Source organism: Pseudomonas sp. H11T01 (assembly GCF_048515765.1).
Taxonomy (GTDB): domain Bacteria; phylum Pseudomonadota; class Gammaproteobacteria; order Pseudomonadales; family Pseudomonadaceae; genus Aquipseudomonas.
On the sequence record NZ_JBLYED010000001.1, the window covers coordinates 24,540 to 48,758 of the forward strand.

Consider the following 24,219-nt stretch of genomic DNA (forward strand, 5'->3'; position numbering starts at 1 on the left):
AAACGCCTGTTTCAAGGGTTTAACGCTTCTTTTCGGAGCCTTGGTTTGGTTTTTGCATTTTCCTCGCATCAGCGCTTTATTCGCGCGCGCAATCCGGGACCGGCCCTGAATTGCTCTGCTCCAAAAGAGGTCCTAATGACCATCAGCGACGCACTGCACCGTTTGCTACTCGACAACCTGACCACTGCAACCATTCTGCTCAACGCCGACCTGCGCCTTGAGTACATGAACCCGGCAGCGGAAATGCTGCTGGCCATCAGCGGCCAGCGCAGTCATGGGCAATTCATCAGCGAGCTGTTCACCGAATCAGCCGAAGCCCTGAGTTCCTTGCGCCAGGCCGTTGAGCAGGCGCATCCGTTCACCAAGCGTGAAGCAATGCTCACCGCCCTGACCGGCCAGACCCTGACTGTCGATTACGCCGTAACGCCAATCCTCAGCAATGGCGCCACCCTGCTGCTGCTGGAAGTCCACCCCCGTGACCGCTTGCTAAGGATCACCAAGGAAGAGGCCCAGCTGTCCAAACAGGAAACCAGCAAGATGCTGGTGCGCGGCCTGGCCCATGAGATCAAGAACCCTCTGGGCGGGATTCGCGGCGCCGCGCAGTTGCTGGCCCGCGAGCTGCCAGAAGACAGCCTCAGGGACTACACAAACGTCATCATTGAAGAGGCCGATCGCCTGCGTAACCTGGTGGATCGCATGCTCGGCTCGAACAAACTGCCGTCACTTGCAATGACCAATATCCACGAAGTGCTCGAGCGTGTGGGCAGCCTGGTAGAAGCCGAAAGCCAGGGTTGCATCACCTTGGTGCGCGACTACGACCCGAGCATTCCCGACGTACTGATTGACCGCGAACAGATGATTCAGGCCGTGCTCAACATCGTGCGCAACGCCATGCAGGCCATCAGCAGCCAGAACGAACTGCGCCTGGGCCGAATCAGCCTGCGCACCCGTGCGATGCGCCAGTTCACCATCGGTCATGTACGCCATCGGCTGGTGACCAAGATCGAAATCATCGACAACGGCCCAGGCATCCCCGCCGAATTGCAAGAAACCATCTTCTTTCCAATGGTCAGCGGCCGCCCGGACGGTACCGGGCTGGGCCTGGCCATTACTCAGAACATCATCAGCCAGCACCAGGGCCTGATCGAATGTGACAGCCATCCTGGCCACACCACGTTCTCGATCTTTCTGCCACTGGAACAAGGAGCCCAATCGACATGAGCCGTAGTGAAACCGTGTGGATCGTCGATGACGACCGTTCTATCCGTTGGGTTCTGGAAAAGGCCTTGCAGCAAGAAGGCATGACCACGCAAAGCTTCGACAGCGCCGATGGCGTGATGAGCCGCCTGGCTCGCCAGCAACCGGACGTGATCATCTCCGACATCCGCATGCCGGGCGCCAGTGGCCTGGACCTGTTGGCGCGGATTCGTGAACAGCACCCGCGGTTGCCTGTGATTATCATGACCGCTCACTCCGACCTGGACAGCGCTGTCGCGTCCTATCAGGGTGGCGCTTTCGAGTACCTGCCCAAGCCGTTCGATGTCGACGAAGCCGTCTCCCTGGTCAAACGCGCCAACCAGCACGCCCAGGAACAGCAAGGTCTGGAAGTGGTGCCGACCCTGACCCGCACCCCGGAAATCATCGGCGAAGCGCCGGCGATGCAGGAAGTGTTTCGGGCGATCGGTCGTCTCAGCCACTCCAACATCACCGTACTGATCAACGGCGAATCCGGTACCGGTAAAGAGCTGGTGGCCCACGCCCTGCACCGTCATAGCCCTCGGGCGGCATCGCCGTTCATTGCCTTGAACATGGCAGCGATCCCCAAGGACTTGATGGAGTCCGAACTGTTCGGCCACGAGAAAGGGGCGTTCACTGGTGCAGCCAACCTGCGTCGCGGGCGCTTCGAACAAGCAGATGGCGGGACGCTGTTTCTCGATGAAATCGGCGACATGCCGGCCGACACCCAGACGCGTCTGTTGCGGGTACTGGCCGATGGCGAGTTCTACCGGGTCGGTGGTCACACGCCAGTCAAGGTTGATGTGCGGATCATCGCCGCGACTCACCAAAATCTGGAAACCCTGGTTCACGCCGGGAAATTCCGTGAGGACTTGTTCCACCGCCTCAATGTGATCCGCATCCACATCCCTCGGATGTCGGATCGCCGCGAAGACATTCCGACCTTGGCCAAGCACTTCCTCGCCCGCGCTGCGCAAGAACTGGCGGTCGAGCCAAAACTGCTGAAAACCGAAACCGAGGAATACCTGAAAAACCTGCCGTGGCCCGGCAACGTGCGCCAACTGGAGAACACCTGCCGCTGGATCACGGTGATGGCTTCGGGTCGCGAAGTGCATATCAGCGACCTGCCGCCGGAGCTGTTGAACCTGCCGCAAGATTCTGCACCGGTGACCAACTGGGAGCAGGCGTTACGCCAATGGGCCGATCAGGCGCTGGCACGCGGCCAATCAAGCCTGCTCGACAGCGCCGTGCCGAGCTTCGAGCGGATCATGATCGAAACAGCCCTCAAACACACCGCCGGCCGCCGCCGCGACGCCGCCGTATTGCTGGGTTGGGGCCGTAACACCCTGACCCGCAAGATCAAGGAGCTGGGGATGAAGGTCGATGGCGCAGATGATGACGAGGGGGATGAGGGCTAAAGCAACCCGATCGTTCCCACTCCTACGTGGGAACGATCATCGCGAGCTTTCGTGCACCGCAATGGTGTGACGTGCACTGCCTCAATGCATCGCGAGCTGCGATCAAAACCTCAAAAACTTGGTTTTTCTTCCCGAAAATAAAATCCCCTAAAACGCAAAAGCCCCGAAATACGGGGCTTTCAGCGGTATTAAAAGAGTTTTCAATTCGATTTACCCAAAACTGGCACGCCCCCTGCAATAACCTAATCACAACCCAGTTTCGGGGACCTTGGTACAGGCAGGCCGGGGATTCCCCTCTTTTACACCGGGGCTCATCACGCAGACAGCGACGAGCTCCATCCCGTTTTGGGGTCCTTGGTACAGGCAGGCCGGGGATTCCCTCTTTACACCGGGGCTCACGACGCACACAGCGACGAGCCCCATCCCGTTTTGGGAACCTTGGTACAGGCAGGCCGGGGATTCCCTCTTTTATTGCTCCCGGAGATGGATCTCCAGCCGCCAGCGGTTGTCGACCTCAGCGCCAGCCCACTCGCCATGTAATGGCCGAGCCGCCACCAGCGTCAGCAACAAGCCCCCATCACTCAAACGCACCCGCCAGTTCACGTCTTTGTCGTTGACCTTCAACTGACCTTTCTGCGCCTTGCCCGTCGCATCGAACAACAGCGCGACGGTCCCGTCGATAGGCTCACCGTGGATCTTCGGCTCATTATTGAACCACACCACCAAACCGTCAGAGGCAACCTCCACCTGCTGCAGCTCAGTAGGCTCAGGTGCCGTCAGGCGACCGATCATCAGCCCCACCATCACACCAAAAATGGCCATCGCGCCGAGCACCTTTGGGAATAGCTTCGGCCGTGGGTCTTCTTCCGGCGTAGAATGCAGTCCATCTTTACCTTCGGAGCCGTGCATGTTTCACGTCATCCTTTTTCAACCAGAAATTCCGCCGAATACCGGCAACGTTATCAGGCTGTGCGCCAACAGTGGCTGCCACCTGCATTTGATCGAACCGCTGGGCTTCGAGATGGACGATAAACGCCTGCGCCGGGCCGGTCTCGATTACCACGAGTATGCCACCCTGCAGCGCCATGCCGACCTGGCCAGCTGTCTGGAAAGCCTTGGTCACCCACGCCTGTTCGCCTTTACCACCAAGGGCTCGCGGCCGTTCCACGACGCCAGCTTCGCCGAGGGTGATGCTTTTCTCTTTGGCCCGGAAAGCCGCGGTCTGCCCGCCGAGGTTCTGGACGCCCTACCGGCCGAACAACGCCTGCGCCTGCCGATGCGCGAAGGCTGCCGCAGCCTGAACCTGTCGAACACGGTCGCCGTGGCGGTTTACGAAGGCTGGCGGCAACTGGGATTCAAGTAACACCACATAACAAATGTGGGAGCGGGCTTGCTCGCGAAGGGGCCATCAGCTTCAACATTAATGTTGACTGACACACCGCTTTCGCGAGCAAGCCCGCTCCCACATTGGACTTGCTTAGACGCTCAGGAGCGTTTATTGCACGGTCGGCGTTTCGCCAGCTGCCTGCATGCGTTGCAGTTCTTGCGCATACAGTGCGTCGAAGTTCACCGGAGCCAGCATCAGGGCCGGGAACGAACCACGAGTCACCAGGCTGTCCAGGGTTTCGCGAGCGTACGGGAACAGGATGTTCGGGCAGAACGCACCCAGGGTGTGGCTCATCGAAGCGTCGTCCAGGTTCTTGATCAGGAAGATCCCGGCCTGTTGCACTTCAGCGATGAACGCGACTTCTTCACCGTTCTTCACGGTAACCGACAGGGTCAGCACAACTTCGTGGAAGTCACCTTCCAGAGCCTTCTGACGGGTGTTCAGATCCAGACCGACGCTCGGTTCCCACTGCTGGCGGAAGATCGCCGGACTTTTCGGGGCTTCGAAAGACAGGTCACGCACGTAGATGCGCTGCAGGGAGAATTGCGGAGCAGTTTCGTCTTCGCTGGCAGCAGCAGTGTTCTGTTCATCAGTCATTGCAGATCCTTCTCACTTTTAGGGTCTTGTAGGGTTTTGGATTCAAGCCTCGAGCAGCGCGTCCAGCTTACCGGCGCGCTCCAGGGCGTGCAGCTCATCACAACCGCCGACATGGGTGCTACCGATCCAGATTTGCGGTACGGAAGTCCGGCCGGCCTTCTGGGACATTTCAGCGCGCACCTGCGGCTTGCCATCGACTTTGATCTCTTCGAAGGCTACGCCTTTGCTCTCGAGCAGATACTTGGCACGCGAGCAATAAGGGCAGTAATCGCTGGAATAGACGATGACGTTTTTCATGTCACTTCACCAGCGGCAGGTTGTCGGCTTTCCAGCTGGAAACACCACCAGACAGCTTGGCCGCAGTGAAACCGGACTTCAGCAGTTCGCGGGCATGAGTACCGGAATGCTGGCCTTGGGCGTCGACCAGGATGATGGTCTTGGCCTTGTGCTTTTCCAGCTCGCCAACGCGGGCGGTCAATTTGTCTTGAGGAATGTTCAGCGCACCGACGATATGCCCGGCAGCGAAATCCTTGGTCGGGCGGATGTCAATCACTACGCCCTGGTCGTTGTTGACCAATGCGGTCAGCTCACGGGTACTGAGGCTGCGACCGCCGCCTTTCATCTCATGGGCGATCAGCAGTGCCAGCAGAACGGCGAAGATACCGACGAGCAGATAGTGGGTAGTGGCGAATGCAATCAGGTGATCAACCATCGAAGGAGGTTCCAGGGCGTTAAAATGTCGGCCAGTATACACAGCCGCCTTGGCCGACCACACCCCGCCCGGCGGTGACGCGGTCGGAACTTAGCTTTAAACTGCCACTCCCTTTTCCATCGACTTCTTTTAATCCAGCCACGAGTGGAATCTATGACTACCACGCCTAAACCTTTGGTCCTGATGATTCTGGATGGCTTCGGTTACAGTGAAAGCCAAGAACACAACGCCGTCTATTCGGCCAAGAAGCCAGTCCTTGACCGTCTGTGCGCCACTGTCCCGAACGGTTTGATCTCGGGTTCAGGCATGGACGTTGGCTTGCCAGACGGGCAAATGGGCAACTCAGAAGTCGGCCACATGAACCTCGGCGCCGGCCGCGTGGTGTACCAGGACTTCACCCGGGTGACCAAATCTATCCGCGACGGCGAGTTTTTCGAGAACCCGACCCTCTGCGCGGCCGTGGATAAAGCCGTTGCCGCTGGCAAAGCGGTGCATATCCTCGGTTTGCTGTCCGACGGCGGCGTGCACAGCCATCAGGACCACTTGGTGGCCATGGCCGAACTGGCATTCAAACGCGGCGCCGAAAAAATCTACCTGCACGCCTTCCTCGATGGCCGTGACACGCCGCCGAGAAGCGCCCAGTCGTCGATTGAACTACTGGACGCGACCTTCGCCGCCCTCGGCAAAGGCCGGATAGCCAGCATCGTTGGTCGTTATTTCGCCATGGACCGTGACAACCGCTGGGATCGCGTATCCCAGGCCTACAACCTGATCGTCGACGGCAACGGCGAATTCAATGCCGCCACTGCTCAGGAAGGCCTGCAAGCGGCGTACGAACGCAGCGAGAACGACGAATTCGTCAAAGCCACGACCATCGGCGAGCCGGTCAAGGTCGAAGACGGTGATGCCATCGTGTTCATGAACTTCCGCGCCGACCGCGCCCGCGAGCTGACCCGAGTGTTCGTTGAAGACGACTTCAAGGACTTCGAGCGCGCCCGCCAGCCGAAACTGGCTGCTTTCGTCATGCTGACCCAATACGCGGCCAGCATTGCGGCACCGTCGGCGTTCGCGCCAGGCAGCCTGGAAAACGTGCTCGGCGATTACCTGGCGAAAAACGGCAAAACCCAGCTGCGCATTGCCGAGACCGAAAAGTACGCCCACGTGACTTTCTTCTTCTCCGGCGGTCGTGAAGAACCCTTCCCGGGCGAAGAGCGCATCCTGATCCCATCGCCGCAAGTCGCCACTTATGACCTGCAGCCAGAAATGAGCGCACCGGAGGTCACCGACAAAATCGTCGACGCCATCGAAAACCAGCGTTACGACGTCATCATCGTCAACTACGCCAACGGCGACATGGTTGGCCACAGTGGCGTATTCGACGCGGCAGTGAAGGCCGTTGAATGTCTGGACCTGTGCGTTGGCCGGATTGTCGATGCGCTGGAAAAAGTTGGCGGCGAAGCACTGATCACCGCTGACCACGGTAACGTCGAGCAAATGTCGGACGAGTCCACCGGTCAGGCCCATACCGCCCATACCACCGAGCCAGTACCGTTCATTTATGTCGGCAAACGCGACTTCAAGGTCCGCGAAGGCGGTGTATTGGCCGACGTGGCGCCGACCATGCTCAAACTGCTGGACCTCAAGCAACCTGAAGAAATGACTGGCACTTCGATATTGGTCTGATAGTAAAACGACTCAATAAAGGGCCATAAATGGCTTTTTATGACGAACGCCTCAAAGCAGTAGCTTTGAGGCGTTTTTTTTGCGGTCCGCGGCGGGCATACTAGGCTTGTCCCTTTCCCTGGTGTCGCCCGCCTCTATGCTTCGCGCCCTGATAGCCCTTGCTCTTGTCTGCCTGCTCCAACCGGCCTTTGCCGATGAGCGCGCGCAAACCCAACAACAGTTGGACGCCACGCGTCAGGATATTGCCGAGCTGAAAAAGCTCCTGGGCAAGCTGCAGGAAGAAAAATCCGGCGTGCAGAAAGACCTGCGCGGTACCGAAACCGAGATGGGCAAGCTGGAGAAGCAGGTCGAGGCTCTGCAAAAAGAGCTGAAAAAAAGCGAAACCGAGCTGCAGCGACTCGATGAAGAGAAAAAAAAACTCCAGAGCGCGCGCATTGAACAACAACGACTGATCGCCATCCAGGCCCGAGCGGCCTACCAGAACGGCCGTCAGGAATACTTGAAGCTGTTGCTGAACCAGCAAAATCCGGAAAAATTCGCCCGGACCCTGACCTATTACGACTACCTGAGCCAGGCACGCCTGGAGCAGCTGAAAAACTTCAATGAAACCCTGCGCCAACTGGCCAACGTCGAACAGGACATCGCCCTGCAGCAAGCCCAGCTATTGGTGCAGAAGAGCAGCCTCGACAGCCAGCGCGACGAACTCGATAAAGTCCGCAAAGAGCGCCAATTGGCGCTGGCCAAGCTCAGCGACGACGTCAAGGCCCGCGACCAGAAGCTGCAAGCCCGCGAGCAGGACCAGGCCGACCTGTCGAAAGTCCTGAAAACCATCGAAGAAACCCTGGCCCGTCAGGCCCGTGAGGCAGAAGAAGCGCGCCAGAAAGCGCTGATCGCCCAGCAGGAAGCCGAAAAAAAGCGCTTGCTTGAGGCCCAGGCAGCCGCCAACGACGATAGCCCGCGCAAACCGGCTAAAGCAGCGCCCGGCCCCTTGGTTTCAAGTGCCGGAGCTTCCTACGGTGGCCCTTTTGCATCAGCGCGCGGCAAACTTCCATGGCCAGTTGATGGTCGACTGCTTGCGCGCTTTGGCGAAACCCGTGGTGATGATGCCCGTACCAAATGGGATGGGGTGATGATCAGCGCCGCCGCTGGCAGCCAGGTGCATGCCGTACACGGCGGTCGTGTGGTATTTGCCGACTGGTTGCGAGGGGCCGGATTGCTGGTCATTCTCGACCATGGCAACGGTTATTTGAGCCTGTACGGGCATAACCAGACATTACTTAAAGAAGCTGGCGACATTGTCAAAGCCGGTGAATCCATCTCCACTGTCGGTAACAGTGGCGGTCAGGACACACCAGCGTTGTACTTCGCTATTCGTCAGCAGGGTCGCCCGAGCGATCCGGCACAATGGTGCCGCGCGCAAGGATAGGCGCTGATTCACCTAATTTAGGAGTTCGTTCGACATGCTGCATTTGTCTCGCCTTACCTCGCTGGCCCTGACGATCGCCATAGTGATCGGTGCGCCCCACGCGTTTGCCGCCCAAGCCACTCCTGCGCCAACAGCAGCCACCACCAAGGCGCCATTGCCGCTCGATGAACTGCGCACCTTTGCCGAGGTCATGGACCGGATCAAGGCAGCGTATGTCGAACCTGTAGACGACAAGACCCTGCTGGAAAATGCCATCAAGGGCATGCTCAGCAACCTCGACCCGCACTCGGCCTACCTCGGCCCGGAAGACTTCGCTGAGTTGCAGGAAAGCACCAGTGGCGAATTCGGTGGCCTGGGCATCGAAGTCGGCGCCGAAGACGGCTTCATCAAGGTCGTCTCGCCGATTGACGATACCCCTGCCTCCAAAGCAGGCATTCAGGCCGGCGACTTTATCGTCAAGATCAATGGCCAGCCGACTCGCGGCCAGAGCATGACGGAAGCAGTCGACAAGATGCGGGGCAAGATCGGCGAAAAAATCACCCTGACCCTGGTTCGCGACGGCGGCGCGCCATTCGATGTGACGCTGGCCCGCGCCACGATCCAGGTCAAGAGCGTGAAGAGCCAGTTGCTCGAGTCCGGCTACGGTTATCTGCGCATCACCCAGTTCCAGGTCAAGACCGGCGAAGAAGTTTCCAAGGCGCTGGCCAAGCTGCGCAAGGACAACGGCAAGAAGCTCAACGGTATCGTCCTCGATCTGCGCAACAACCCGGGTGGCGTGTTGCAAGCGGCGGTTGAAGTGGTCGACCACTTCATCACCAAGGGCCTGATCGTCTATACCAAGGGCCGCATCGCCAACTCCGAACTGCGCTTCTCCGCAACTGGCAAAGACGAAAGCGAAGCCGTTCCAATGGTGGTGTTGATCAACGGCGGCAGCGCCTCGGCGTCAGAAATTGTCGCAGGCGCCCTGCAGGATCAGAAACGCGCTGTCGTAATGGGCACTACCAGCTTCGGCAAGGGCTCGGTGCAAACCGTGCTGCCGTTGAACAACGATCGCGCGCTGAAGATCACTACTGCGCTGTACTACACCCCGAACGGTCGCTCGATCCAGGCTCAAGGCATCGTGCCCGATATTGAAGTGCGCAAGGCCAAGATCACCAACGAGCAGGACGGTGAATACTTCAAGGAAGCGGATCTGCAAGGTCACCTGGGCAATGGCAACGGCGGCGCCGACAAGCCAACCAAATCGACCAAATCGACCGGCAAGGCCAAGCCAATGCCACAGGACGATGACTATCAGTTGGCCCAGGCCCTGAGCCTGCTCAAAGGCCTGAGCATTACTCGCAGCAACTGAGATGCGCTTTGGGCTCATTCTCAGTCTGCTGAGCTGTCTGGCGGGTGCTGCTCATGCGGCAACCGCCGAGACGGAAGCAACTCCACACAAGGCTTACCTGAGCCTGATCATCGATGACCTCGGGCAAAACCTGCCACGCGACCGCCGCGTGCTGGCGCTGCCCGGGCCGGTGACCACGGCGATCATGCCTGACACTCCCCACGCTACCGAATTTGCCCGCGAAGCCCACCGCGCCGGCAAGATCGTCATCCTGCACATGCCCATGGACCCGGCCACCGGTCCGTTCGCCTGGCATCCCGAGCTTCCCATAGAAGAACTTGAGAAACGCCTGAATGCGGCGTTCAAAGCCGTGCCTTACACCAGTGGCATCAACAATCACATGGGCAGCCGCATGACTGCTGAACCCCAGGCCATGGCCTGGCTGATGGCCGACCTGCAGCGCCGACACAAATTCTTCGTCGACAGCCGCACCAGCGCCAAAACCGTGGCCGCCGCCGAGGCGCAGAAAATTGGACTGGCGAGTGTTTCGCGGGATGTGTTTCTGGATGACGAGCGTGCTGAGGCAGCGATCTTCACTCAGCTACAGACCGCTATCAACCTGGCTCGCAAGCAGGGCTCGGCGGTAATGATTGGTCACCCCTACCCGCAAACCCTCGCCGTGCTCGAACGAGAGCTGCCCAAGCTCAAGGCCCAAGGCATCGACTGGATAAATATAAAGTTGATGATCAGCGTGCGCGGCAATCGCGCGACAGCAGCCCACGGCACAGATGGAAACTACCGCACCCCCCGAGACCAGTAGCTGAGCCTCGATTAATGCGTCCGCTCGGACACCGTCCGAGCGCACCCGTGCCTTCCTCTCCTTCAGCCAAGACGCAATAACTATCTACACCTCAAGGCACTCAGGCGTGTGCCAGGATAGGGCTCGCTCTGAATTTCATCACCAAGGAATGGCCATGAATTACATAAAAACGCTAGCTCTTTGCTGCCTGTTTATCGCCAGTACTTGCCTGCATGCGCGGGATCTGGGAGAAGGCGCCGTCAACGGATCGACCTCAAAAGCCCTGCAAAACAGCGATAAGCGCTATTCACTCTGGAGCGGTATCGGACGCCTGACGTTCAGTTCCGGCGCTTCATGCACCGCCTCCCTGCTCGACACCCGAAACAGCCAAGGCAACGCTGTGGGGCCTGCGTATCTGATCACCAGCGGTCATTGCGTGCTCTACGAATACGGTACCGCACGCACTAACGTGCCCATCGTTGCAAACATCACCTTCAACTATTTCTATGACGAGCCTGAGCGGCAGATCACCTACCCAGTACGCACCGCCCTTTGGAGCAGCACCGTCGGCACCGATCTCGCAATAATCAAGGTTGAAAGATCACTGGCAAGCCTCATCAATGCAGGTGTCAAACCACTCCAACTTGCCGCCCACCAGAATGACGAGAGTCGTGACGTGCTCAACATTGGAGCTCCCCCAGGGTTCAACGAACAAGGCCTGCGCATGAGCGCTTGCTCGGAACAATCGGCCGGTAGCTTTATTGGACATCCGGGTGTGTTTGCCCTGGCAATCAGAAATCGATGCGACGCAATCCGCGGCGGCAGCTCCGGAAGTCCGATGCTGGATCGTAGCAACAGTGAGATCACCAGTATCGTCAGCAAGTACGCACTGCCTGCTGATGAAACAGACCGATCAGAGTGCAGTTACAGTGATTCCTGTGAGGCGAGTACCTACAACTACAGTTACTCTGCCAACTTTCTGCACCACTGCTTTATCAATGGTGTATTCGACGGCAACTCGACAACCTGCTTATTACAACCCGTGGACATCGCTGTCGAAGCCCCCTGGAATATAAGAAGCCACGTATACAGGGAGCGGAGTGCTGTTCAGGAACATATTTTGCCAACCTGGAATTACAGGTTTTCAATCAGCTCACCATTCTATCGATATAAAACCACACGCACTGCAAAAGATTGCCATGTGCCGGGTCATTACAGTGCAACCTTTGACTCCGCCGCGCCGTATATCAACCAGACCATAGGGCCTCAACCCGGCGCTCACGTACTGTGTATCATTGGACTTGCAAGCGCAGACCAAACTATCACCAGGGCATTATTACAAAATGCATTCACGTGGGCGACTTACCTTATTGATCGCACGCCAACCGTCGAAAGGCACTAACCACTAGACACACATACACACAGCCGAAGCTTTATATTTAAATTACACTTTCCTTTCACACCTTAGCTACCTAAACCATACAAGCCCACACTCACAACCAAGAATCGGTTATGACATTTAGACTTCATCTATTTAAAGCCTGCACTTTAGCCACACTAGGATTTTCTCAAGCGGCTTGCGCTGGCGGTATCGTCGGGGCACCAGAGAGCGTTTTACTAAAAAATGCAGACGGCCAATATAACCACTGGAATGGCATTGGCAAACTATTCTATAACGGCGAGCCATCTTGCACGGCAAGCCTGTTGGATACTCGCAATAATGACAACAAAGCAACAGGCCCCGCTTACTTGCTCACCGATGGTCATTGCGCCTTGCGCAGATATGATCCAAACCCGGACGCCACTTTAAAATTAAGTGTTACATTTAACTACTTCAACGATACTCTTGACTCTCACAAAAGTTACGAAATTCATAAAGTAAACTGGACGACCTTTTCCAACACCGATTTTGCTATCGTGGAGCTTGCCACCCCGCTTGACACGTTACTAAAAGACGGAATAACGCCGCTAAAGCTTTCAACTGATGCGGCTTCTATCGTTGGCGACATTCTCATCGTTGGCGCGCCTCACGGGCTCCCGGAAATCGGTCTTCGTCTTGCAACCTGCACCCAGCAGCCAACAGATGCCGTCTTGGTCCAGAGCGGACTAATCTATCCAGACACTCGGAAAAACAATTGCCAAGGTATACGCGCTGGCTCTGACGGAAGCCCTGTACTTGAACCGAAAACAGGGAAAATTGCGGGTATGATTTTTACATCGACATATGACGCCAAACCAGAAAACTTATGTTTTAACGGCAGCCCTTGTAATGCCAGAGCCAACAATCAAACGCACAACTGACGGAAACTACCATGTCACCTGGCGCACCGATCATCCTCTGTTCTTTAATATTCACTATTACGCCGGCCCTGCTGACACAACTGATTGCGCCGGTATAGAACGTAAGGATTTTAGCTATTTCAGCGGTAGTGTTACGTTTAACGCAGAACAACTTCCTCTCGCCCTTTGCAGTTACAACAAGAACCTGGCCTTGCGTAACTCCGAAGTGCGCACAGACCTGCTGCCACAGGCCTCGAAAGTACTCACAGATAGCGCGCCATGATGTCGTCCACCACGCCTTCCTTGCGCAGTTGATCCAGCGCAGACTGAAGCTTGGCCACGATGTCATCCGGTACATCTTTGTTCAGCGCCAGGTACAACTCGGCACTATTGAACCGCAACACAGTCTTCAGTCCGCTCACGCCTTCCAGGCGCGCCAGGTAACGCCCGGCCGGGTCGCCGGTGGCCCAGAGGTCGATCTGGCCGTGAACCAGCTTCTTCGCGTTGTCCTGATCGCGCAGGACCAACACGGGAGCTAAACCTTGCTTAGTCAGGGTCTCGGCAATCGCGTCACCCTTGTAGGCGCCGATCTTGTACTTACGCGCTTGATCGAGTGACTCCAGGGTGATCTTGCTGTCAGCCTTGGCCAACATGATCCAGTCGTCGGGGCCAATGGGGCCGACCCATTTGAAGAGTTTCTCGCGATCCGGCAACCGCGCCATGACGAACACGCCGTACCCTGGTTTTTCCAGGGCGAGCTTGTAGATTCGCTCCCAAGGGAAGCGCAAGGTCAGGGTGTAGTTGATTTCCGCACGCTTGAACATTTCACGGATGATATCCACGGCGATACCGTTGATATTTTCGTCTTGAGCAAAGTTTTTGCCGTTTTTCGCCATGTTGTATGGCGGGAAGTTTTCCGTCAGCAACACCAGGGAGGTGTCGGCATTGTCTGCTGCGTGAGCGACGCCGGTGAGCAATACCGTAGTGCTGGCAAGTACAAGGAGAAGGCGTTTGAACATGACGGGCTACCCAAATCCATGGCGTGCCCAAGAGTGCCGTGAGCCCGCCATGCTGTCCAGTGGCCTTTACTGGAACGACTATCGAACGACGATGCCGCGCTGCGCCATATAGGCCTTGGCCTCTGGCACGGTGTATTCGCCGAAATGAAAAATACTCGCTGCCAATACCGCACTGGCGTGACCTTCCAGAATCCCGTCAGCCAGATGCTGCAGATTGCCAACACCGCCGGATGCGATCACTGGAATCCCTAACGCATCGCTGATGGCGCGAGTGACGCCCAGATCGAAACCGTTTTTCATGCCGTCCTGATCCATGCTGGTCAGCAGGATTTCACCGGCACCCAGGCCTTCCATCTTCTTCGCCCACTCCACGGCATCCAGGCCTGTCGGCTTGCGACCGCCGTGGGTGAAGATTTCCCAGCGCGGGGTTTCGCCCGGCAATGAAACCTTCTTGGCGTCGATGGCGACGACGATGCATTGCGAGCCGAAATGCTGCGCCGCTTCACCCACAAACTCAGGATTGAACACCGCTGCGGTGTTGATCGAGACCTTGTCCGCGCCGGCATTGAGCAGATTGCGAATGTCCTGCACGGTGCGCACACCGCCGCCCACCGTCAGCGGGATAAACACCTGGCTCGCCATGCGCTCGACAGTATGCAGCGTGGTATCGCGGCCATCGACGCTGGCGGTGATGTCGAGAAAGGTAATTTCGTCCGCGCCCTGCTCGTCGTAGAGACGAGCAATTTCCACCGGGTCGCCGGCGTCACGGATGTTCTCGAACTTGACGCCCTTGACCACACGGCCGTTGTCGACGTCCAGGCAAGGGATGATGCGTTTGGCCAGCGCCATGGTGAGTCCTCAGCCTTTGTACGAATCGCAGAAAGCTTGCGCTTCAGCGACATCGAGAGTGCCTTCGTAGATCGCCCGGCCGGTGATGGCGCCGATGATCCCCGGCGCCTTGGCGTCGAGCAGCGACTTGATGTCACCCAGGTTGTGGATGCCACCGGAGGCAATTACCGGGATCCGCGTCGCCGCGGCCAGCGCTGCGGTGTACGACACATTGCAGCCCTGCATCATGCCGTCTTTGGCGATATCGGTATAAACGATGGCGGACACGCCGTCGGCTTCGAAACGCTTGGCCAGGTCGATCACCTGCACGGTGCTGATTTCAGCCCAGCCGTCGGTGGCGACAAAACCGTCTTTGGCGTCCAGACCGACAATCACCTTTCCCGGAAACGCGCGGCAGGCCTCGGCAACGAAGGCCGGATCCTTGACCGCTTTGGTACCGATGATCACATAGCTGACGCCAGCTTTGACGTAGTGTTCGATGGTTTCCAGCGAGCGGATACCGCCGCCAATCTGGATCGGCAGGTTCGGGTAACGCTTGGCAATCGCGGTGACCACTTCGCCGTTGACCGGCTGACCTTCGAAAGCACCGTTCAGATCGACCAGATGCAGACGGCGGCAACCACCCTCCACCCACTTGGCAGCCATGCTAACCGGGTCATCGGAGAATACTGTGGAATCTTCCATGCGGCCCTGGCGCAGACGTACACAGGCACCGTCTTTAAGATCGATAGCGGGAATAATCAGCATCTGGCAAACCTTCAAATTCGATTTTTCAGCTTCACTCGGAAATCAGTTTTTCTCGAGCGCCCACAAGTCGCTTTCGATGCTTTCGAACCTCTCTTTGAGGTGCGTCTGCACATCGAAAATCGCCCTGTTGTAATAGTGCGGAGCAATTTCGCGGGTAAACAGATCAAGAATTTCGGCCGCCTCGAACGAGCCCAGGTCGAGCTCGAAGCGATCTTCCATAAAGCGCTTGATCTTGCTGTTGGCTTCGTTCTCCTGCTCAGACGTGAGCGTGAGAATCGGCGGCTTTTTCCTGGCCATTACCAGCGACCGTCCCATGCGGCGAAGTTCTGCAGCAATTGCAGGCCATGGGTATGGCTCTTCTCCGGGTGGAACTGCACGGCGAAACGCGAGCCATCGGCCAGCGCTGCAGCGAAATCGACACCGTAATGACCGCCACCCACCACCTGCCGCGGATTGCCGGCAGCGATGTAGTAGCTGTGCACGAAGTAGAACCGCGCCAGGTCCGGAACGTTGTGCCACAGCGGGTGATCCACCGCCTGCCGCACTTCGTTCCAACCCATATGCGGGACCTTCAGGTGTTCGCCATCTTCGTGCAGACCTTTGCCGAAAAACTTCACCTGGCCTGGAAACAGGCCGATACAGTCAACGCCATCGTTCTCTTCACTGTGGTCGAGCAAGGCTTGCATGCCGACGCAGATACCAAGAAACGGACGATCCTGGCTGACTTCACGCACCAGCGAGTCGAAACCCAGACGACGGATTTCCGCCATGCAATCGCGAATCGCGCCAACACCGGGGAATACCACCCGGTCGGCTTCGCGAATCACGTTGGCATCGCTGGTGATCAACACCTTGCCGGCACCGACGTGCTCGAGGGCCTTGGCCACCGAGTGCAGGTTGCCCATGCCGTAATCGATAACCGCGACGGTCTGCATCAGAGCACGCCCTTGGTCGAAGGCATTTGCCCGGCCATGCGGTCATCCAGTTCGACGGCCATGCGCAGCGCGCGACCGAACGCCTTGAACACAGTCTCGATCTGGTGGTGGGTGTTGTGCCCACGCAGATTGTCGATGTGCAAGGAGACGTTGGCGTGGTTGACGAAGCCCTGAAAGAATTCCTGGAACAGGTCGACATCGAAGCCGCCGACAGTAGCGCGGGTATAGGGCACGTGCATCTGCAGGCCTGGACGGCCGGAGAAGTCGATCACCACGCGCGACAGCGCTTCATCGAGCGGCACATAGGCGTGACCGTAACGACGGATGCCTTTTTTGTCGCCGATGGCTTTGCTGAAGGCTTGACCCAGAGTGATACCGACGTCTTCCACGGTGTGGTGGTCGTCGATATGCAGGTCGCCCTTGCTTTCGATATCAATGTCGATCAGCCCGTGACGGGCGATCTGATCCAGCATGTGCTCAAGAAAAGGAACACCGATATCAAATCGGGCCTTTCCGGTGCCATCCAGGTTAATCGAGGCTTTGATCTGGGTTTCCAGAGTGTCGCGCTCGACGGACGCCTTACGTTCGGCCATCACCAGCTCCGCAAAATCATTGGGCGAAAAAGGCAGCCATTATAGGCTCGCGGGCGCCAAACAGAAACACGAAGGACGATATCACTGACGAGCTGAAAACAGCGCCGCCAGCGATGTACATGTCAATACAAGCCGGCAAACACAGATTTTGTGTCTTGTGGAGATCAAATGTGGGAGCGGGCTTGCTCGCGAAGGCGGTGTGTCAGGCAACATTGATGTCGACTGACACTTCCTCTTCGCGAGCAAGCCCGCTCCCAAAGGGTTCTGCGTTAGTGGAAGAGAACCGCAGTCTTCTGCAAGGTCACCCAAACACCCCACGCCAGCGGGATACCCACTACCAGCCACGCAGCAACCGCCAATGGCACGCTGCCCGAAGAGGCTTTCCACTCCAGCACGGTAGTGCTGTTTGCCCCTTTGTCATGACCCAGCGCCTGCTCAGCGGCCAGCTCGGCATCGGTCATGAAGTACTTGTCGGCCACCGGGCTCACCAGCAGGTTGCAGATGAAACCCAGTACCAGCAGACCTGCGAGGATGTACAAGGTGATGTCATACGCCGCGGCGCGCTCAACGCCGATGCTCAGCTGATACTCACGCAGGTAGTTCACCAGGACCGGACCCAGTACGCCGGCTGCGGCCCAGGCGGTGAGTAGACGACCATGGATCGCGCCGACCATTTGCGTGCCGAACAGGTCCGCCAGGTAAGCCGGAACCGTCGCAAAACCGCCGCCGTACATCGACAGAATGATGCAGAACGCCGTCACGAACAGCGCAATGTTGCCCAGGTGACCGAGGTTCGGTATCAACGCGTAAAGCGCAAAACCCAGGGCGAAGAACACGAAGTATGTGTTTTTACGGCCCAGATAGTCCGAAAAGGTCGCCCAGAAGAAACGTCCACCGATATTGAACAGGCTCAGCAATCCAGTAAAACCAGCCGCGATGACCGCGATCTGCCCCAACTGAGCGGCGTCCAGCTGACCGAATGCCAGGCCATTGCCGAGCAACTTGCCGGCGAAGACTTCCTGCAACAGCGGCGAAGCCATGCCCAGGATGCCAATACCGGCAGATACATTCAGGCACAACACCAGCCAGACCAGAATGAACTGCGGGGTTTTCCACGCGACGCTAACGTGAACATGGCGATGGGTGATCATCGCATTGGCTGTTTTTTTCGCCGGAGCAGTCCAGCCTTCAGGCTTCCAGCCAGTGGGCGGAACACGATAGGACAGCGCGCCACCGATCATGAACACGAAGTAAATCGCGGCCATCACCAGAAAGCTCTGCCACACACCGACGCCGTTTGGCGAAGCGAAGTGCCCCATCAAGGCTGCCGCCAGCGGAGCCCCCACCATCGCGCCACCACCGAAACCCATGATCGCCATGCCAGTCGCCATGCCGCGCTTGTCCGGGAACCACTTGATCAGCGTCGAGACAGGCGAGATATAACCCAACCCCAGCCCGATGCCCCCAATGACTCCGGAACCGATCCACATCAGCCAGATCTGGTGGGTATAAATGCCCAATGCAGAAATCACCAGGCCGCCGCACCAGCACAACGCCGAAACGACGCCAGCCTTACGTGGACCAGCATGTTCCAGCCAACCGCCCCAAATGGCTGCGGAACAGCCGAGGAAGATGAAGAACAACGTAAAAATCCAGCCGAGCATGGAAATCGGCCAGTCACACTTGGCCGAAAAGACTTGTGCGATAAAGCTCATGTCCGCCGAGCACGCCACCGCTGCAGTCACACCCAAGGCTTTGGACAGCGGCAACCAGAACACCGAGAAGCCATAGGCCATACCGATGCACAAGTGGATGGCCAGAGCGGCCGGTGGCACCAGCCAACGGTTGAAACCGGGCCTGGCGATGATGCGTTCTTTAGACAAGAACGCTGTCTGGGCGGCAATAATGCCCGCCTCAGTGCTAGTGCTCATTCGTGTTTCCCCCAATTATTAATGGATCCGCCAGCCACCCTCCACCCACAGCCTTAAAGCACGCAGGCATGACCGTTTTATCGAGTGAAGCTTCTGAGCGCGACATCAAGTCGCAGAAGGACGGACGAACTGCGAAAGGTTACCATTTGCTTGCGACAGAAAAACCAAACTGACATCACCTTTTCTGTGTCATCTGTTCTTGTATCGCTCAAGGAAATCCCATGCCCATCGCTGTCGAGTCGCTGAACGAAGCCACCTTTCAAGATCAGCAGGATCTGCAGAAGATCTATCGCGACGCCCCGGACTGGCTGTTCGCGCCCTTCAAAGATGACCTGCACCTGATCGAAAGCAATTTGCGCGACGGCACGCTGCTCGCCGGGCGCTTCAATGACCGACTGCTGGGTGCCGCGCGCCTGCAACGGGCCCCAGACGTCTGGCACCTGTCCCAATTGTGCGTACGAAAAATCACCAGACGCCGCGGTGTGGCCGAGCGTCTGGTGAGCGAAGCACAAAGAATGGCTGCGCAGAGCGGCGCGCAACTGCGTCTACTGGCACCTGCCGGACACCTGGAAGCTCAGGCGCTGGCAGCCAAGCTGCACCTGCCGCTGGATGTGATCTAGAGGCGATCCGTGACCAGCCGTCAGGTTCTGAGCGCTATACTCCCCGGCTAAATACGAATTCGACACACTACAAGGACTCGCCCATGAAAGCGTTTGGCAAAATCCTGGGTCTGGTAATTCTCGGGCTGTTGCTGATTATTGTGGCTCTGGGCTTCGCCTTGACTCACCTCTTCGATCCCAACGACTACAAAGACGAGATTCGCCAGATTGCCCGCAACAGGGCCCATATTGAGCTGACGCTCAATGGCGATATTGGTTGGAGCCTGTTCCCCTGGCTTGGCCTGGAACTGCATGAGGCCACCGTTGCGACCCTGGTCAACCCGACCCAACCTTTCGCCGACCTGCAGATGCTCGGTCTGTCAGTGCGAGTCCTGCCGCTGTTGCGCCGCGAAGTGCAGATGAGCGATGTCCGCGTCGAAGGGCTGAACCTGCGCCTGAATCGCAACAAGGACGGCCACGGCAATTGGGAAGATATTGGCAAGGTCGCGCCAGTGGCCACACCCGCTGACAGCAGCGCGCCAGCGCCCGCTGAGCCGGTGTCCGCTACGCCCTCAGCCCCCGACAAATCGGCCCAGCCGATCCGCCTGGACATCGACAGCCTGACCGTGAACAACGCTCGTGTTGAATACCTCGATGAGCAGAGTGGCAAGCAATTCAGCGCCGAAAGCATCCAGCTGAGTACCGGGCCGGTGCATGACGCAACGAACATCCCGGTCAAACTGACCGCGTTCCTGGGCAGCAATCAGCCCGTGTTGCGCGTCAGGACCGAACTCAACGGCGAACTGCGCTACGACCGCGCACTCAAGCGTTATCAGTTCGAAGACATGAAACTGTCCGGCGAAGCCTCTGGCGAACCGCTGCAAGGCAAGACCATGACCTTCGCCGCTCAAGGCCAGTTGCTACTGGACAGAGCAGCCAACATTGCTGAATGGACCGGGCTGAAAATCTCCGCCAACCAACTGCGCGCCTTGGGCGAGCTGAAGGTCAATGATCTGGACAAGACGCCGCAAATCAGCGGCGGACTATCGATTGCACAGTTCGACCTGGCCAAGTTTGTCGACAGCATCGGCCAGAAACTTCCGACCATGGCCGAGGGCAGCCTGAGCAAGGTCGAGCTGGTCAGCCGCCTCAGCGGCACGCCGACCAGCATAGCCTTCGAAGACCTGAATCTGAAGCTCGACGACAGCACCTTCACCGGGCGCATCGCGGTCGACGACTTCGCCAAGCAGTCACTGCGCGTGCAGCTCAAAGGCGACACGTTCAACGTTGATCGCTACCTGCCGCCAAAATCTGCAGAAGCCAACAGCGCTGCGGTGGCCCGCAAGGCTGAAGTGAAAAGCAGCGAAGCCACTGCCATGGCCGGTCCCGCTACCTCACCACTGCCAGACGCACCAACCAAGGGCGCCTGGAGCACTGAAAAACTGCTGCCGGTCGAACGCCTGAGCAAACTGGATATCGACGCCGACCTGAGCTTCGGTCAACTGACCCTCGACAAGTTGCCGATCCAGAACGCAGCGCTGAAAGCTTCCGGCCAGGGCGGCCTGCTCAAGCTCGAAAACCTGCGCGGCGAACTCTACAGCGGCAGCTTCGAAGCCAATGGCAACCTTGACGTGCGTCAGCCACTGCCGTTGTTGAGCCTGCAGACGCGCATCAGCAAAGTGCCAGTCGAGAGCATCCTCGAAAGCCAGGGGCAAACGCCTCCAGTCAAAGGTCTGGTCACCTTGAACAGCAACCTGACCGGCACCGGTAATAGCCAGAAAGACCTGATCGACAGCCTCAACGGCACCGCAAGCTTCGTCATCAACAATGGCGTGCTGCTCAATGCCAACCTCGAACAGCAACTCTGCCAGGGCATCGCCACGCTCAATCGCAAAACCCTCAGCGGTGCACCGCGGGGCAAGGACACACCGTTCGAGGAGCTCAAGGGCAACCTGACCTTCCATAACGGCGTGGCCAGCAACCCGGACCTGAAAGTGCGCATCCCCGGCCTGACCGTCAACGGCAACGGTGATGTCGATCTACGGGTGCTGGGTATGGATTACCGCGTAGGCATCGTCATCGAAGGCGACAAGAGCGATATGCCGGACCCGGCCTGCCAGGTCAACCAACGCTACGTTGGCATTGAGTGGCCGCTGCGTTGTCGTGGTCCGCTGGAGCTGGGCGCTAAGGCCTGCCGCCTGGACAACGAGGGACTGGGCAAGGTTGCAAGTAAACTGGCGGGTGAAAAGCTGGGCGAGAAGGTTGAAGAGAAACTCGGCGATAAAGTCAGTCCAGAACTGAAAAATGCTCTCAAGGGGTTGTTCAAACGATGAGAGCCGAGCAATTTTCAACGGCGGTACTGGATTGGTACGATCGCCACGGGCGCCACGATTTGCCCTGGCAGCAGGGCATCACGCCGTATCGGGTGTGGGTCTCGGAAATCATGCTGCAGCAGACTCAGGTCAGCACCGTGCTGAACTACTTCGACCGCTTCATGGCGTCCTTGCCAACGGTCGAAGCCCTGGCCGCAGCGCCCGAAGACGAAGTGCTGCACCTGTGGACGGGCCTGGGTTACTACACCCGTGCCCGTAACCTGCAAAAGACCGCGAAAATCATTGTCGCCAACTATGGCGGCGAGTTTCCCCGCGACGTCGAGAAGCTCATCGAGCTGCCCGGCATTGGCTTGTCCACCGCCGGTGCCATCGCCAGCCTGAGCATGGGCCTGCGCGCGCCGATCCTCGACGGCAACGTCAAACGGGTGCTGGCGCGCTTTACCGCGCAAGAGGGCTACCCTGGCGAACCCAAGGTCGCCAAACAGCTGTGGGCCAATGCCGAACGCTTCACGCCTCACAGCCGGGTGAACAACTACACCCAGGCGATGATGGACCTCGGCGCTACGCTGTGTACCCGCAGCAAACCCAGCTGCCTGCTTTGCCCGCTGGAAAGCGGCTGCGAAGCGCACATGCTTGGCCTGGAGACTCGCTACCCGGTTCCCAAACCGCGCAAGAGCGTGCCGCAAAAGCGCACCCTGATGCCGATGCTGGCCAACCGCGACGGCGCCATTCTGCTTTACCGACGCCCCTCCACGGGCCTCTGGGGCGGTCTCTGGAGCTTGCCGGAGCTGGATGACCTCGGCGACCTGGAACATCTGGCCCTGCAGCACTCGCTGGAACTGGGCAAGCATCACGCACTGCCGAGTCTGATTCACACCTTCAGCCATTTCCAATTGGCTATCGAACCCTGGCTGGTCCAGGTCCAAGAGTCCGGCCATCACGTGGCCGAGGCCGACTGGCTCTGGTATAACCTCGCCACCCCGCCGCGCCTGGGCCTTGCCGCCCCGGTGAAAAAGCTGCTCAAACGCGCGGCCGACGTATTGAACGCAGGAGAATTGTCATGACCCGCACCATCATGTGCCGCAAGTACAAAGAAGAACTGCCCGCCCTTGAGCGCGCTCCGTTTCCAGGCGCCAAAGGCCAGGACATTTTCGATCACGTCTCGGCCAAGGCCTGGGCCGACTGGCAGAAGCACCAGACCCTGCTGATCAACGAAAAACGCCTGAACATGATGAACGCCGAAGACCGCAAATACCTGCAGGGCGAAATGGATAAGTTCTTTTCCGGCGAGGATTACGCCAAGGCCGAAGGCTACGTTCCACCCGCTGAATAAGCCGCCACAAAAGGGCTTGGGTCGTAAGCGACGGTAATAATTAAACTTTTTTTGAAAACTTGCTTGACGACCCCCTGAAAAACCAGTTTAATGCGCCCCGTTGCCCAGATAGCTCAGTCGGTAGAGCAGGGGATTGAAAATCCCCGTGTCGGCGGTTCGATTCCGTCTCTGGGCACCACATTCAGCTTTGATGTGGTGTTAACCATCACATCAAAGCCCACAAAAAACCCGCCTAGTGCGGGTTTTTTGTTGCCTGTAGTTTTTGACGCAATGCTAACGGCTACCAGGCATCAACGGTCAATAGCTATCACTCCAGTGGAATTGCAGATCACGAACCGCTCCGCTTTTGACTTCAACATCACTTCGTTTTTCCTGGCCACTGCGAGCGGTGACAACGAGGTATTTACCGGGCGGCAACTGAACGTAAACGATAGGACCGACCTGGCTTAGCTTCAGCACTGAGCTCCCCTGCATGTTCTGAATCGCTACATCGACATCAGGGATATATTGATTTGCCGAACCGACAGAAAAGGTCATGTGCAGGTTGTAACCCTTGGTCTGCAGAATGGCCCGCGACTCATCCAGTCCAATACCGCCTGACAGATAGGTCACTCCATTTTGCTGTTGCGGCTCCAACTGCACGCCGGACGTATCGATCGGCTCGTTGGTGACAGTGGCAGCCTGAACCACCGTTGCGGGCAATCCCGACAGCATGGCCACGACAGCTCCTGAGAACGCTAGTAAGTGGAAGGACTTCATGATGACAACTCCCAGGTTCGTACAGAACCCATGATTGGGATGCCACCACTGAGCGCTACGCCATAAAGCGGCGGCATTCCGATTAAGTCTCCCCCTGTACTGTTGATCCCTCTGGCTCTAATAAGTTTATATCTCGCTCATTGGCTGCTTAGATCAGCCCGGTGCAGGATTTCCACACAACAAGCGTCGATGAGCCGGGCTGTGACGCCATTAAAAAACACAGACGATGTTTTAAGCCTTCCCTATAGTGAGC

The 24,219-nt window shown here is 57.9% G+C and carries 25 protein-coding genes and 1 tRNA gene; 14 read left to right on the forward strand and 12 right to left on the reverse strand.

Annotated features, from left to right (window positions below; all coding sequences use genetic code 11):
* The first annotated feature begins 135 nt into the window (after nt 1-135).
* Nucleotides 136-1,221, forward strand: coding sequence for a nitrogen regulation protein NR(II) (gene glnL / locus ACN1C3_RS00100; protein WP_419113760.1), 1,086 nt, complete (start codon nt 136-138; stop codon nt 1,219-1,221).
* Nucleotides 1,218-2,654, forward strand: coding sequence for a nitrogen regulation protein NR(I) (ntrC, locus tag ACN1C3_RS00105; protein ID WP_419113761.1), 1,437 nt, complete (start codon nt 1,218-1,220; stop codon nt 2,652-2,654). Before glnL ends, ntrC begins: the two co-directional genes overlap by 4 nt.
* Nucleotides 2,655-3,122: 468 nt before the next feature.
* Here ntrC and ACN1C3_RS00110 read toward each other — a convergent pair whose 3' ends face one another.
* Nucleotides 3,123-3,563: a hypothetical protein gene (locus ACN1C3_RS00110; protein ID WP_419113762.1), complete on the reverse strand. Its 441-nt coding sequence runs from the start codon at nt 3,561-3,563 to the stop codon at nt 3,123-3,125.
* Here ACN1C3_RS00110 and ACN1C3_RS00115 point away from each other — a divergent pair.
* Nucleotides 3,562-4,017, forward strand: coding sequence for a tRNA (cytidine(34)-2'-O)-methyltransferase (locus tag ACN1C3_RS00115; protein ID WP_019691309.1), 456 nt, complete (start codon nt 3,562-3,564; stop codon nt 4,015-4,017). The two genes, ACN1C3_RS00110 and ACN1C3_RS00115, sit on opposite strands and share 2 nt — an antisense overlap.
* Before the next feature lie 132 nt (nt 4,018-4,149).
* Here ACN1C3_RS00115 and secB read toward each other — a convergent pair whose 3' ends face one another.
* From secB to ACN1C3_RS00130, 3 genes are read right to left on the reverse strand one after another with little or no spacing between them, the layout of a single operon-like run.
* Nucleotides 4,150-4,638, reverse strand: a complete 489-nt coding sequence (gene secB / locus ACN1C3_RS00120) for a protein-export chaperone SecB (RefSeq protein WP_419113763.1) — start codon at nt 4,636-4,638, stop codon at nt 4,150-4,152.
* A gap of 42 nt (nt 4,639-4,680) precedes the next feature.
* On the reverse strand, nt 4,681-4,935 hold the full coding sequence (grxC, locus tag ACN1C3_RS00125; protein WP_419113764.1) for a glutaredoxin 3: 255 nt from the start codon (nt 4,933-4,935) through the stop codon (nt 4,681-4,683).
* A gap of 1 nt (nt 4,936) precedes the next feature.
* Nucleotides 4,937-5,350, reverse strand: a complete 414-nt coding sequence (locus ACN1C3_RS00130) for a rhodanese-like domain-containing protein (protein ID WP_419113765.1) — start codon at nt 5,348-5,350, stop codon at nt 4,937-4,939.
* A 153-nt stretch (nt 5,351-5,503) separates the two neighbouring features.
* On the opposite strand from ACN1C3_RS00130, the gene gpmI reads away from it, so the two are divergent.
* From gpmI to ACN1C3_RS00160, 6 genes are all read left to right on the forward strand, one after another.
* The gene (gene gpmI / locus ACN1C3_RS00135) at nt 5,504-7,033 is read left to right on the forward strand and encodes a 2,3-bisphosphoglycerate-independent phosphoglycerate mutase (RefSeq protein WP_419113766.1); all 1,530 of its coding nucleotides are present in this window, start codon (nt 5,504-5,506) and stop codon (nt 7,031-7,033) included.
* 136 nt (nt 7,034-7,169) lie between these two features.
* Entirely contained in the window at nt 7,170-8,459 is a 1,290-nt protein-coding gene (locus ACN1C3_RS00140) for a murein hydrolase activator EnvC family protein (RefSeq protein ID WP_419113767.1), read from the forward strand.
* A gap of 34 nt (nt 8,460-8,493) precedes the next feature.
* Entirely contained in the window at nt 8,494-9,810 is a 1,317-nt protein-coding gene (locus ACN1C3_RS00145) for a S41 family peptidase (protein WP_419113768.1), read from the forward strand.
* Nucleotide 9,811: 1 nt separating this feature from the next.
* Entirely contained in the window at nt 9,812-10,609 is a 798-nt protein-coding gene (locus tag ACN1C3_RS00150) for a divergent polysaccharide deacetylase family protein (RefSeq protein ID WP_419113769.1), read from the forward strand.
* 154 nt (nt 10,610-10,763) lie between these two features.
* Nucleotides 10,764-11,990 carry a trypsin-like serine peptidase gene (locus ACN1C3_RS00155; protein WP_419113770.1) on the forward strand — a complete coding sequence of 409 codons (1,227 nt, stop codon included), beginning with the start codon at nt 10,764-10,766 and terminating at the stop codon, nt 11,988-11,990.
* 110 nt (nt 11,991-12,100) lie between these two features.
* Nucleotides 12,101-12,889 (forward strand): hypothetical protein, encoded by a 789-nt coding sequence (locus ACN1C3_RS00160; RefSeq protein WP_419113771.1) that lies wholly within the window; start codon nt 12,101-12,103, stop codon nt 12,887-12,889.
* A gap of 242 nt (nt 12,890-13,131) precedes the next feature.
* Here the strand turns inward: ACN1C3_RS00160 and ACN1C3_RS00165 are convergent, their stop codons facing one another.
* From ACN1C3_RS00165 to ACN1C3_RS00195, 7 genes are all read right to left on the reverse strand, one after another.
* A complete protein-coding gene (locus tag ACN1C3_RS00165) occupies nt 13,132-13,887 on the reverse strand; it encodes a substrate-binding periplasmic protein (protein WP_419113772.1) in 756 nt (251 codons plus the stop codon).
* A 78-nt stretch (nt 13,888-13,965) separates the two neighbouring features.
* On the reverse strand, nt 13,966-14,736 hold the full coding sequence (gene hisF, locus ACN1C3_RS00170; protein ID WP_419113773.1) for an imidazole glycerol phosphate synthase subunit HisF: 771 nt from the start codon (nt 14,734-14,736) through the stop codon (nt 13,966-13,968).
* A 9-nt stretch (nt 14,737-14,745) separates the two neighbouring features.
* Entirely contained in the window at nt 14,746-15,483 is a 738-nt protein-coding gene (hisA, locus tag ACN1C3_RS00175) for a 1-(5-phosphoribosyl)-5-[(5-phosphoribosylamino)methylideneamino]imidazole-4-carboxamide isomerase (protein WP_419113774.1), read from the reverse strand.
* A 42-nt stretch (nt 15,484-15,525) separates the two neighbouring features.
* Nucleotides 15,526-15,780 carry a DUF2164 domain-containing protein gene (locus ACN1C3_RS00180; RefSeq protein ID WP_419113775.1) on the reverse strand — a complete coding sequence of 85 codons (255 nt, stop codon included), beginning with the start codon at nt 15,778-15,780 and terminating at the stop codon, nt 15,526-15,528.
* Nucleotides 15,780-16,418, reverse strand: coding sequence for an imidazole glycerol phosphate synthase subunit HisH (hisH, locus tag ACN1C3_RS00185; protein WP_419113776.1), 639 nt, complete (start codon nt 16,416-16,418; stop codon nt 15,780-15,782). Before hisH ends, ACN1C3_RS00180 begins: the two co-directional genes overlap by 1 nt.
* Complete coding sequence (hisB, locus tag ACN1C3_RS00190; RefSeq protein ID WP_419113777.1) at nt 16,418-17,011, reverse strand: imidazoleglycerol-phosphate dehydratase HisB; 594 nt, start codon at nt 17,009-17,011, stop codon at nt 16,418-16,420. Before hisB ends, hisH begins: the two co-directional genes overlap by 1 nt.
* A 269-nt stretch (nt 17,012-17,280) precedes the next feature.
* Complete coding sequence (locus tag ACN1C3_RS00195; protein ID WP_419113778.1) at nt 17,281-18,942, reverse strand: OFA family MFS transporter; 1,662 nt, start codon at nt 18,940-18,942, stop codon at nt 17,281-17,283.
* A 221-nt stretch (nt 18,943-19,163) separates the two neighbouring features.
* Here ACN1C3_RS00195 and ACN1C3_RS00200 point away from each other — a divergent pair, with 221 nt between their 5' ends.
* The 5 genes from ACN1C3_RS00200 to ACN1C3_RS00220 all read left to right on the forward strand — a co-directional run bounded on the left by ACN1C3_RS00200 (nt 19,164) and on the right by ACN1C3_RS00220 (nt 23,385).
* A complete protein-coding gene (locus ACN1C3_RS00200; protein ID WP_419113779.1) occupies nt 19,164-19,562 on the forward strand; it encodes an acetyl-CoA sensor PanZ family protein in 399 nt (132 codons plus the stop codon).
* A gap of 83 nt (nt 19,563-19,645) precedes the next feature.
* A complete protein-coding gene (locus tag ACN1C3_RS00205; protein ID WP_419113780.1) occupies nt 19,646-21,874 on the forward strand; it encodes an AsmA family protein in 2,229 nt (742 codons plus the stop codon).
* Complete coding sequence (mutY, locus tag ACN1C3_RS00210; protein ID WP_419113781.1) at nt 21,871-22,938, forward strand: A/G-specific adenine glycosylase; 1,068 nt, start codon at nt 21,871-21,873, stop codon at nt 22,936-22,938. Before ACN1C3_RS00205 ends, mutY begins: the two co-directional genes overlap by 4 nt.
* Nucleotides 22,935-23,207 carry an oxidative damage protection protein gene (locus ACN1C3_RS00215; protein WP_095192313.1) on the forward strand — a complete coding sequence of 91 codons (273 nt, stop codon included), beginning with the start codon at nt 22,935-22,937 and terminating at the stop codon, nt 23,205-23,207. Before mutY ends, ACN1C3_RS00215 begins: the two co-directional genes overlap by 4 nt.
* Nucleotides 23,208-23,309: 102 nt before the next feature.
* A tRNA-Phe gene (locus ACN1C3_RS00220) sits at nt 23,310-23,385 on the forward strand.
* A gap of 119 nt (nt 23,386-23,504) precedes the next feature.
* Here ACN1C3_RS00220 and ACN1C3_RS00225 read toward each other — a convergent pair.
* Nucleotides 23,505-23,966, reverse strand: coding sequence for a carboxypeptidase regulatory-like domain-containing protein (locus ACN1C3_RS00225; RefSeq protein ID WP_419113782.1), 462 nt, complete (start codon nt 23,964-23,966; stop codon nt 23,505-23,507).
* Nucleotides 23,967-24,219: the final 253 nt, after the last annotated feature.

Bases quoted from the DNA above. Each gene is read 5' to 3' on its own strand.
- glnL (WP_419113760.1), top strand. From the start codon at position 136: ATGACCATCAGCGACGCACTGCACCGTTTGCTACTCGACAACCTGACC.
- ntrC (WP_419113761.1), top strand. From the start codon at position 1,218: ATGAGCCGTAGTGAAACCGTGTGGATCGTCGATGACGACCGTTCTATC.
- ACN1C3_RS00115 (WP_019691309.1), top strand. From the start codon at position 3,562: ATGTTTCACGTCATCCTTTTTCAACCAGAAATTCCGCCGAATACCGGC.
- ACN1C3_RS00110 (WP_419113762.1), bottom strand. From the start codon at position 3,563: ATGCACGGCTCCGAAGGTAAAGATGGACTGCATTCTACGCCGGAAGAA.
- secB (WP_419113763.1), bottom strand. From the start codon at position 4,638: ATGACTGATGAACAGAACACTGCTGCTGCCAGCGAAGACGAAACTGCT.
- grxC (WP_419113764.1), bottom strand. From the start codon at position 4,935: ATGAAAAACGTCATCGTCTATTCCAGCGATTACTGCCCTTATTGCTCG.
- ACN1C3_RS00130 (WP_419113765.1), bottom strand. From the start codon at position 5,350: ATGGTTGATCACCTGATTGCATTCGCCACTACCCACTATCTGCTCGTC.
- gpmI (WP_419113766.1), top strand. From the start codon at position 5,504: ATGACTACCACGCCTAAACCTTTGGTCCTGATGATTCTGGATGGCTTC.
- ACN1C3_RS00140 (WP_419113767.1), top strand. From the start codon at position 7,170: ATGCTTCGCGCCCTGATAGCCCTTGCTCTTGTCTGCCTGCTCCAACCG.
- ACN1C3_RS00145 (WP_419113768.1), top strand. From the start codon at position 8,494: ATGCTGCATTTGTCTCGCCTTACCTCGCTGGCCCTGACGATCGCCATA.
- ACN1C3_RS00150 (WP_419113769.1), top strand. From the start codon at position 9,812: ATGCGCTTTGGGCTCATTCTCAGTCTGCTGAGCTGTCTGGCGGGTGCT.
- ACN1C3_RS00155 (WP_419113770.1), top strand. From the start codon at position 10,764: ATGAATTACATAAAAACGCTAGCTCTTTGCTGCCTGTTTATCGCCAGT.
- ACN1C3_RS00160 (WP_419113771.1), top strand. From the start codon at position 12,101: ATGACATTTAGACTTCATCTATTTAAAGCCTGCACTTTAGCCACACTA.
- ACN1C3_RS00165 (WP_419113772.1), bottom strand. From the start codon at position 13,887: ATGTTCAAACGCCTTCTCCTTGTACTTGCCAGCACTACGGTATTGCTC.
- hisF (WP_419113773.1), bottom strand. From the start codon at position 14,736: ATGGCGCTGGCCAAACGCATCATCCCTTGCCTGGACGTCGACAACGGC.
- hisA (WP_419113774.1), bottom strand. From the start codon at position 15,483: ATGCTGATTATTCCCGCTATCGATCTTAAAGACGGTGCCTGTGTACGT.
- ACN1C3_RS00180 (WP_419113775.1), bottom strand. From the start codon at position 15,780: ATGGCCAGGAAAAAGCCGCCGATTCTCACGCTCACGTCTGAGCAGGAG.
- hisH (WP_419113776.1), bottom strand. From the start codon at position 16,418: ATGCAGACCGTCGCGGTTATCGATTACGGCATGGGCAACCTGCACTCG.
- hisB (WP_419113777.1), bottom strand. From the start codon at position 17,011: ATGGCCGAACGTAAGGCGTCCGTCGAGCGCGACACTCTGGAAACCCAG.
- ACN1C3_RS00195 (WP_419113778.1), bottom strand. From the start codon at position 18,942: ATGAGCACTAGCACTGAGGCGGGCATTATTGCCGCCCAGACAGCGTTC.
- ACN1C3_RS00200 (WP_419113779.1), top strand. From the start codon at position 19,164: ATGCCCATCGCTGTCGAGTCGCTGAACGAAGCCACCTTTCAAGATCAG.
- ACN1C3_RS00205 (WP_419113780.1), top strand. From the start codon at position 19,646: ATGAAAGCGTTTGGCAAAATCCTGGGTCTGGTAATTCTCGGGCTGTTG.
- mutY (WP_419113781.1), top strand. From the start codon at position 21,871: ATGAGAGCCGAGCAATTTTCAACGGCGGTACTGGATTGGTACGATCGC.
- ACN1C3_RS00215 (WP_095192313.1), top strand. From the start codon at position 22,935: ATGACCCGCACCATCATGTGCCGCAAGTACAAAGAAGAACTGCCCGCC.
- ACN1C3_RS00225 (WP_419113782.1), bottom strand. From the start codon at position 23,966: ATGAAGTCCTTCCACTTACTAGCGTTCTCAGGAGCTGTCGTGGCCATG.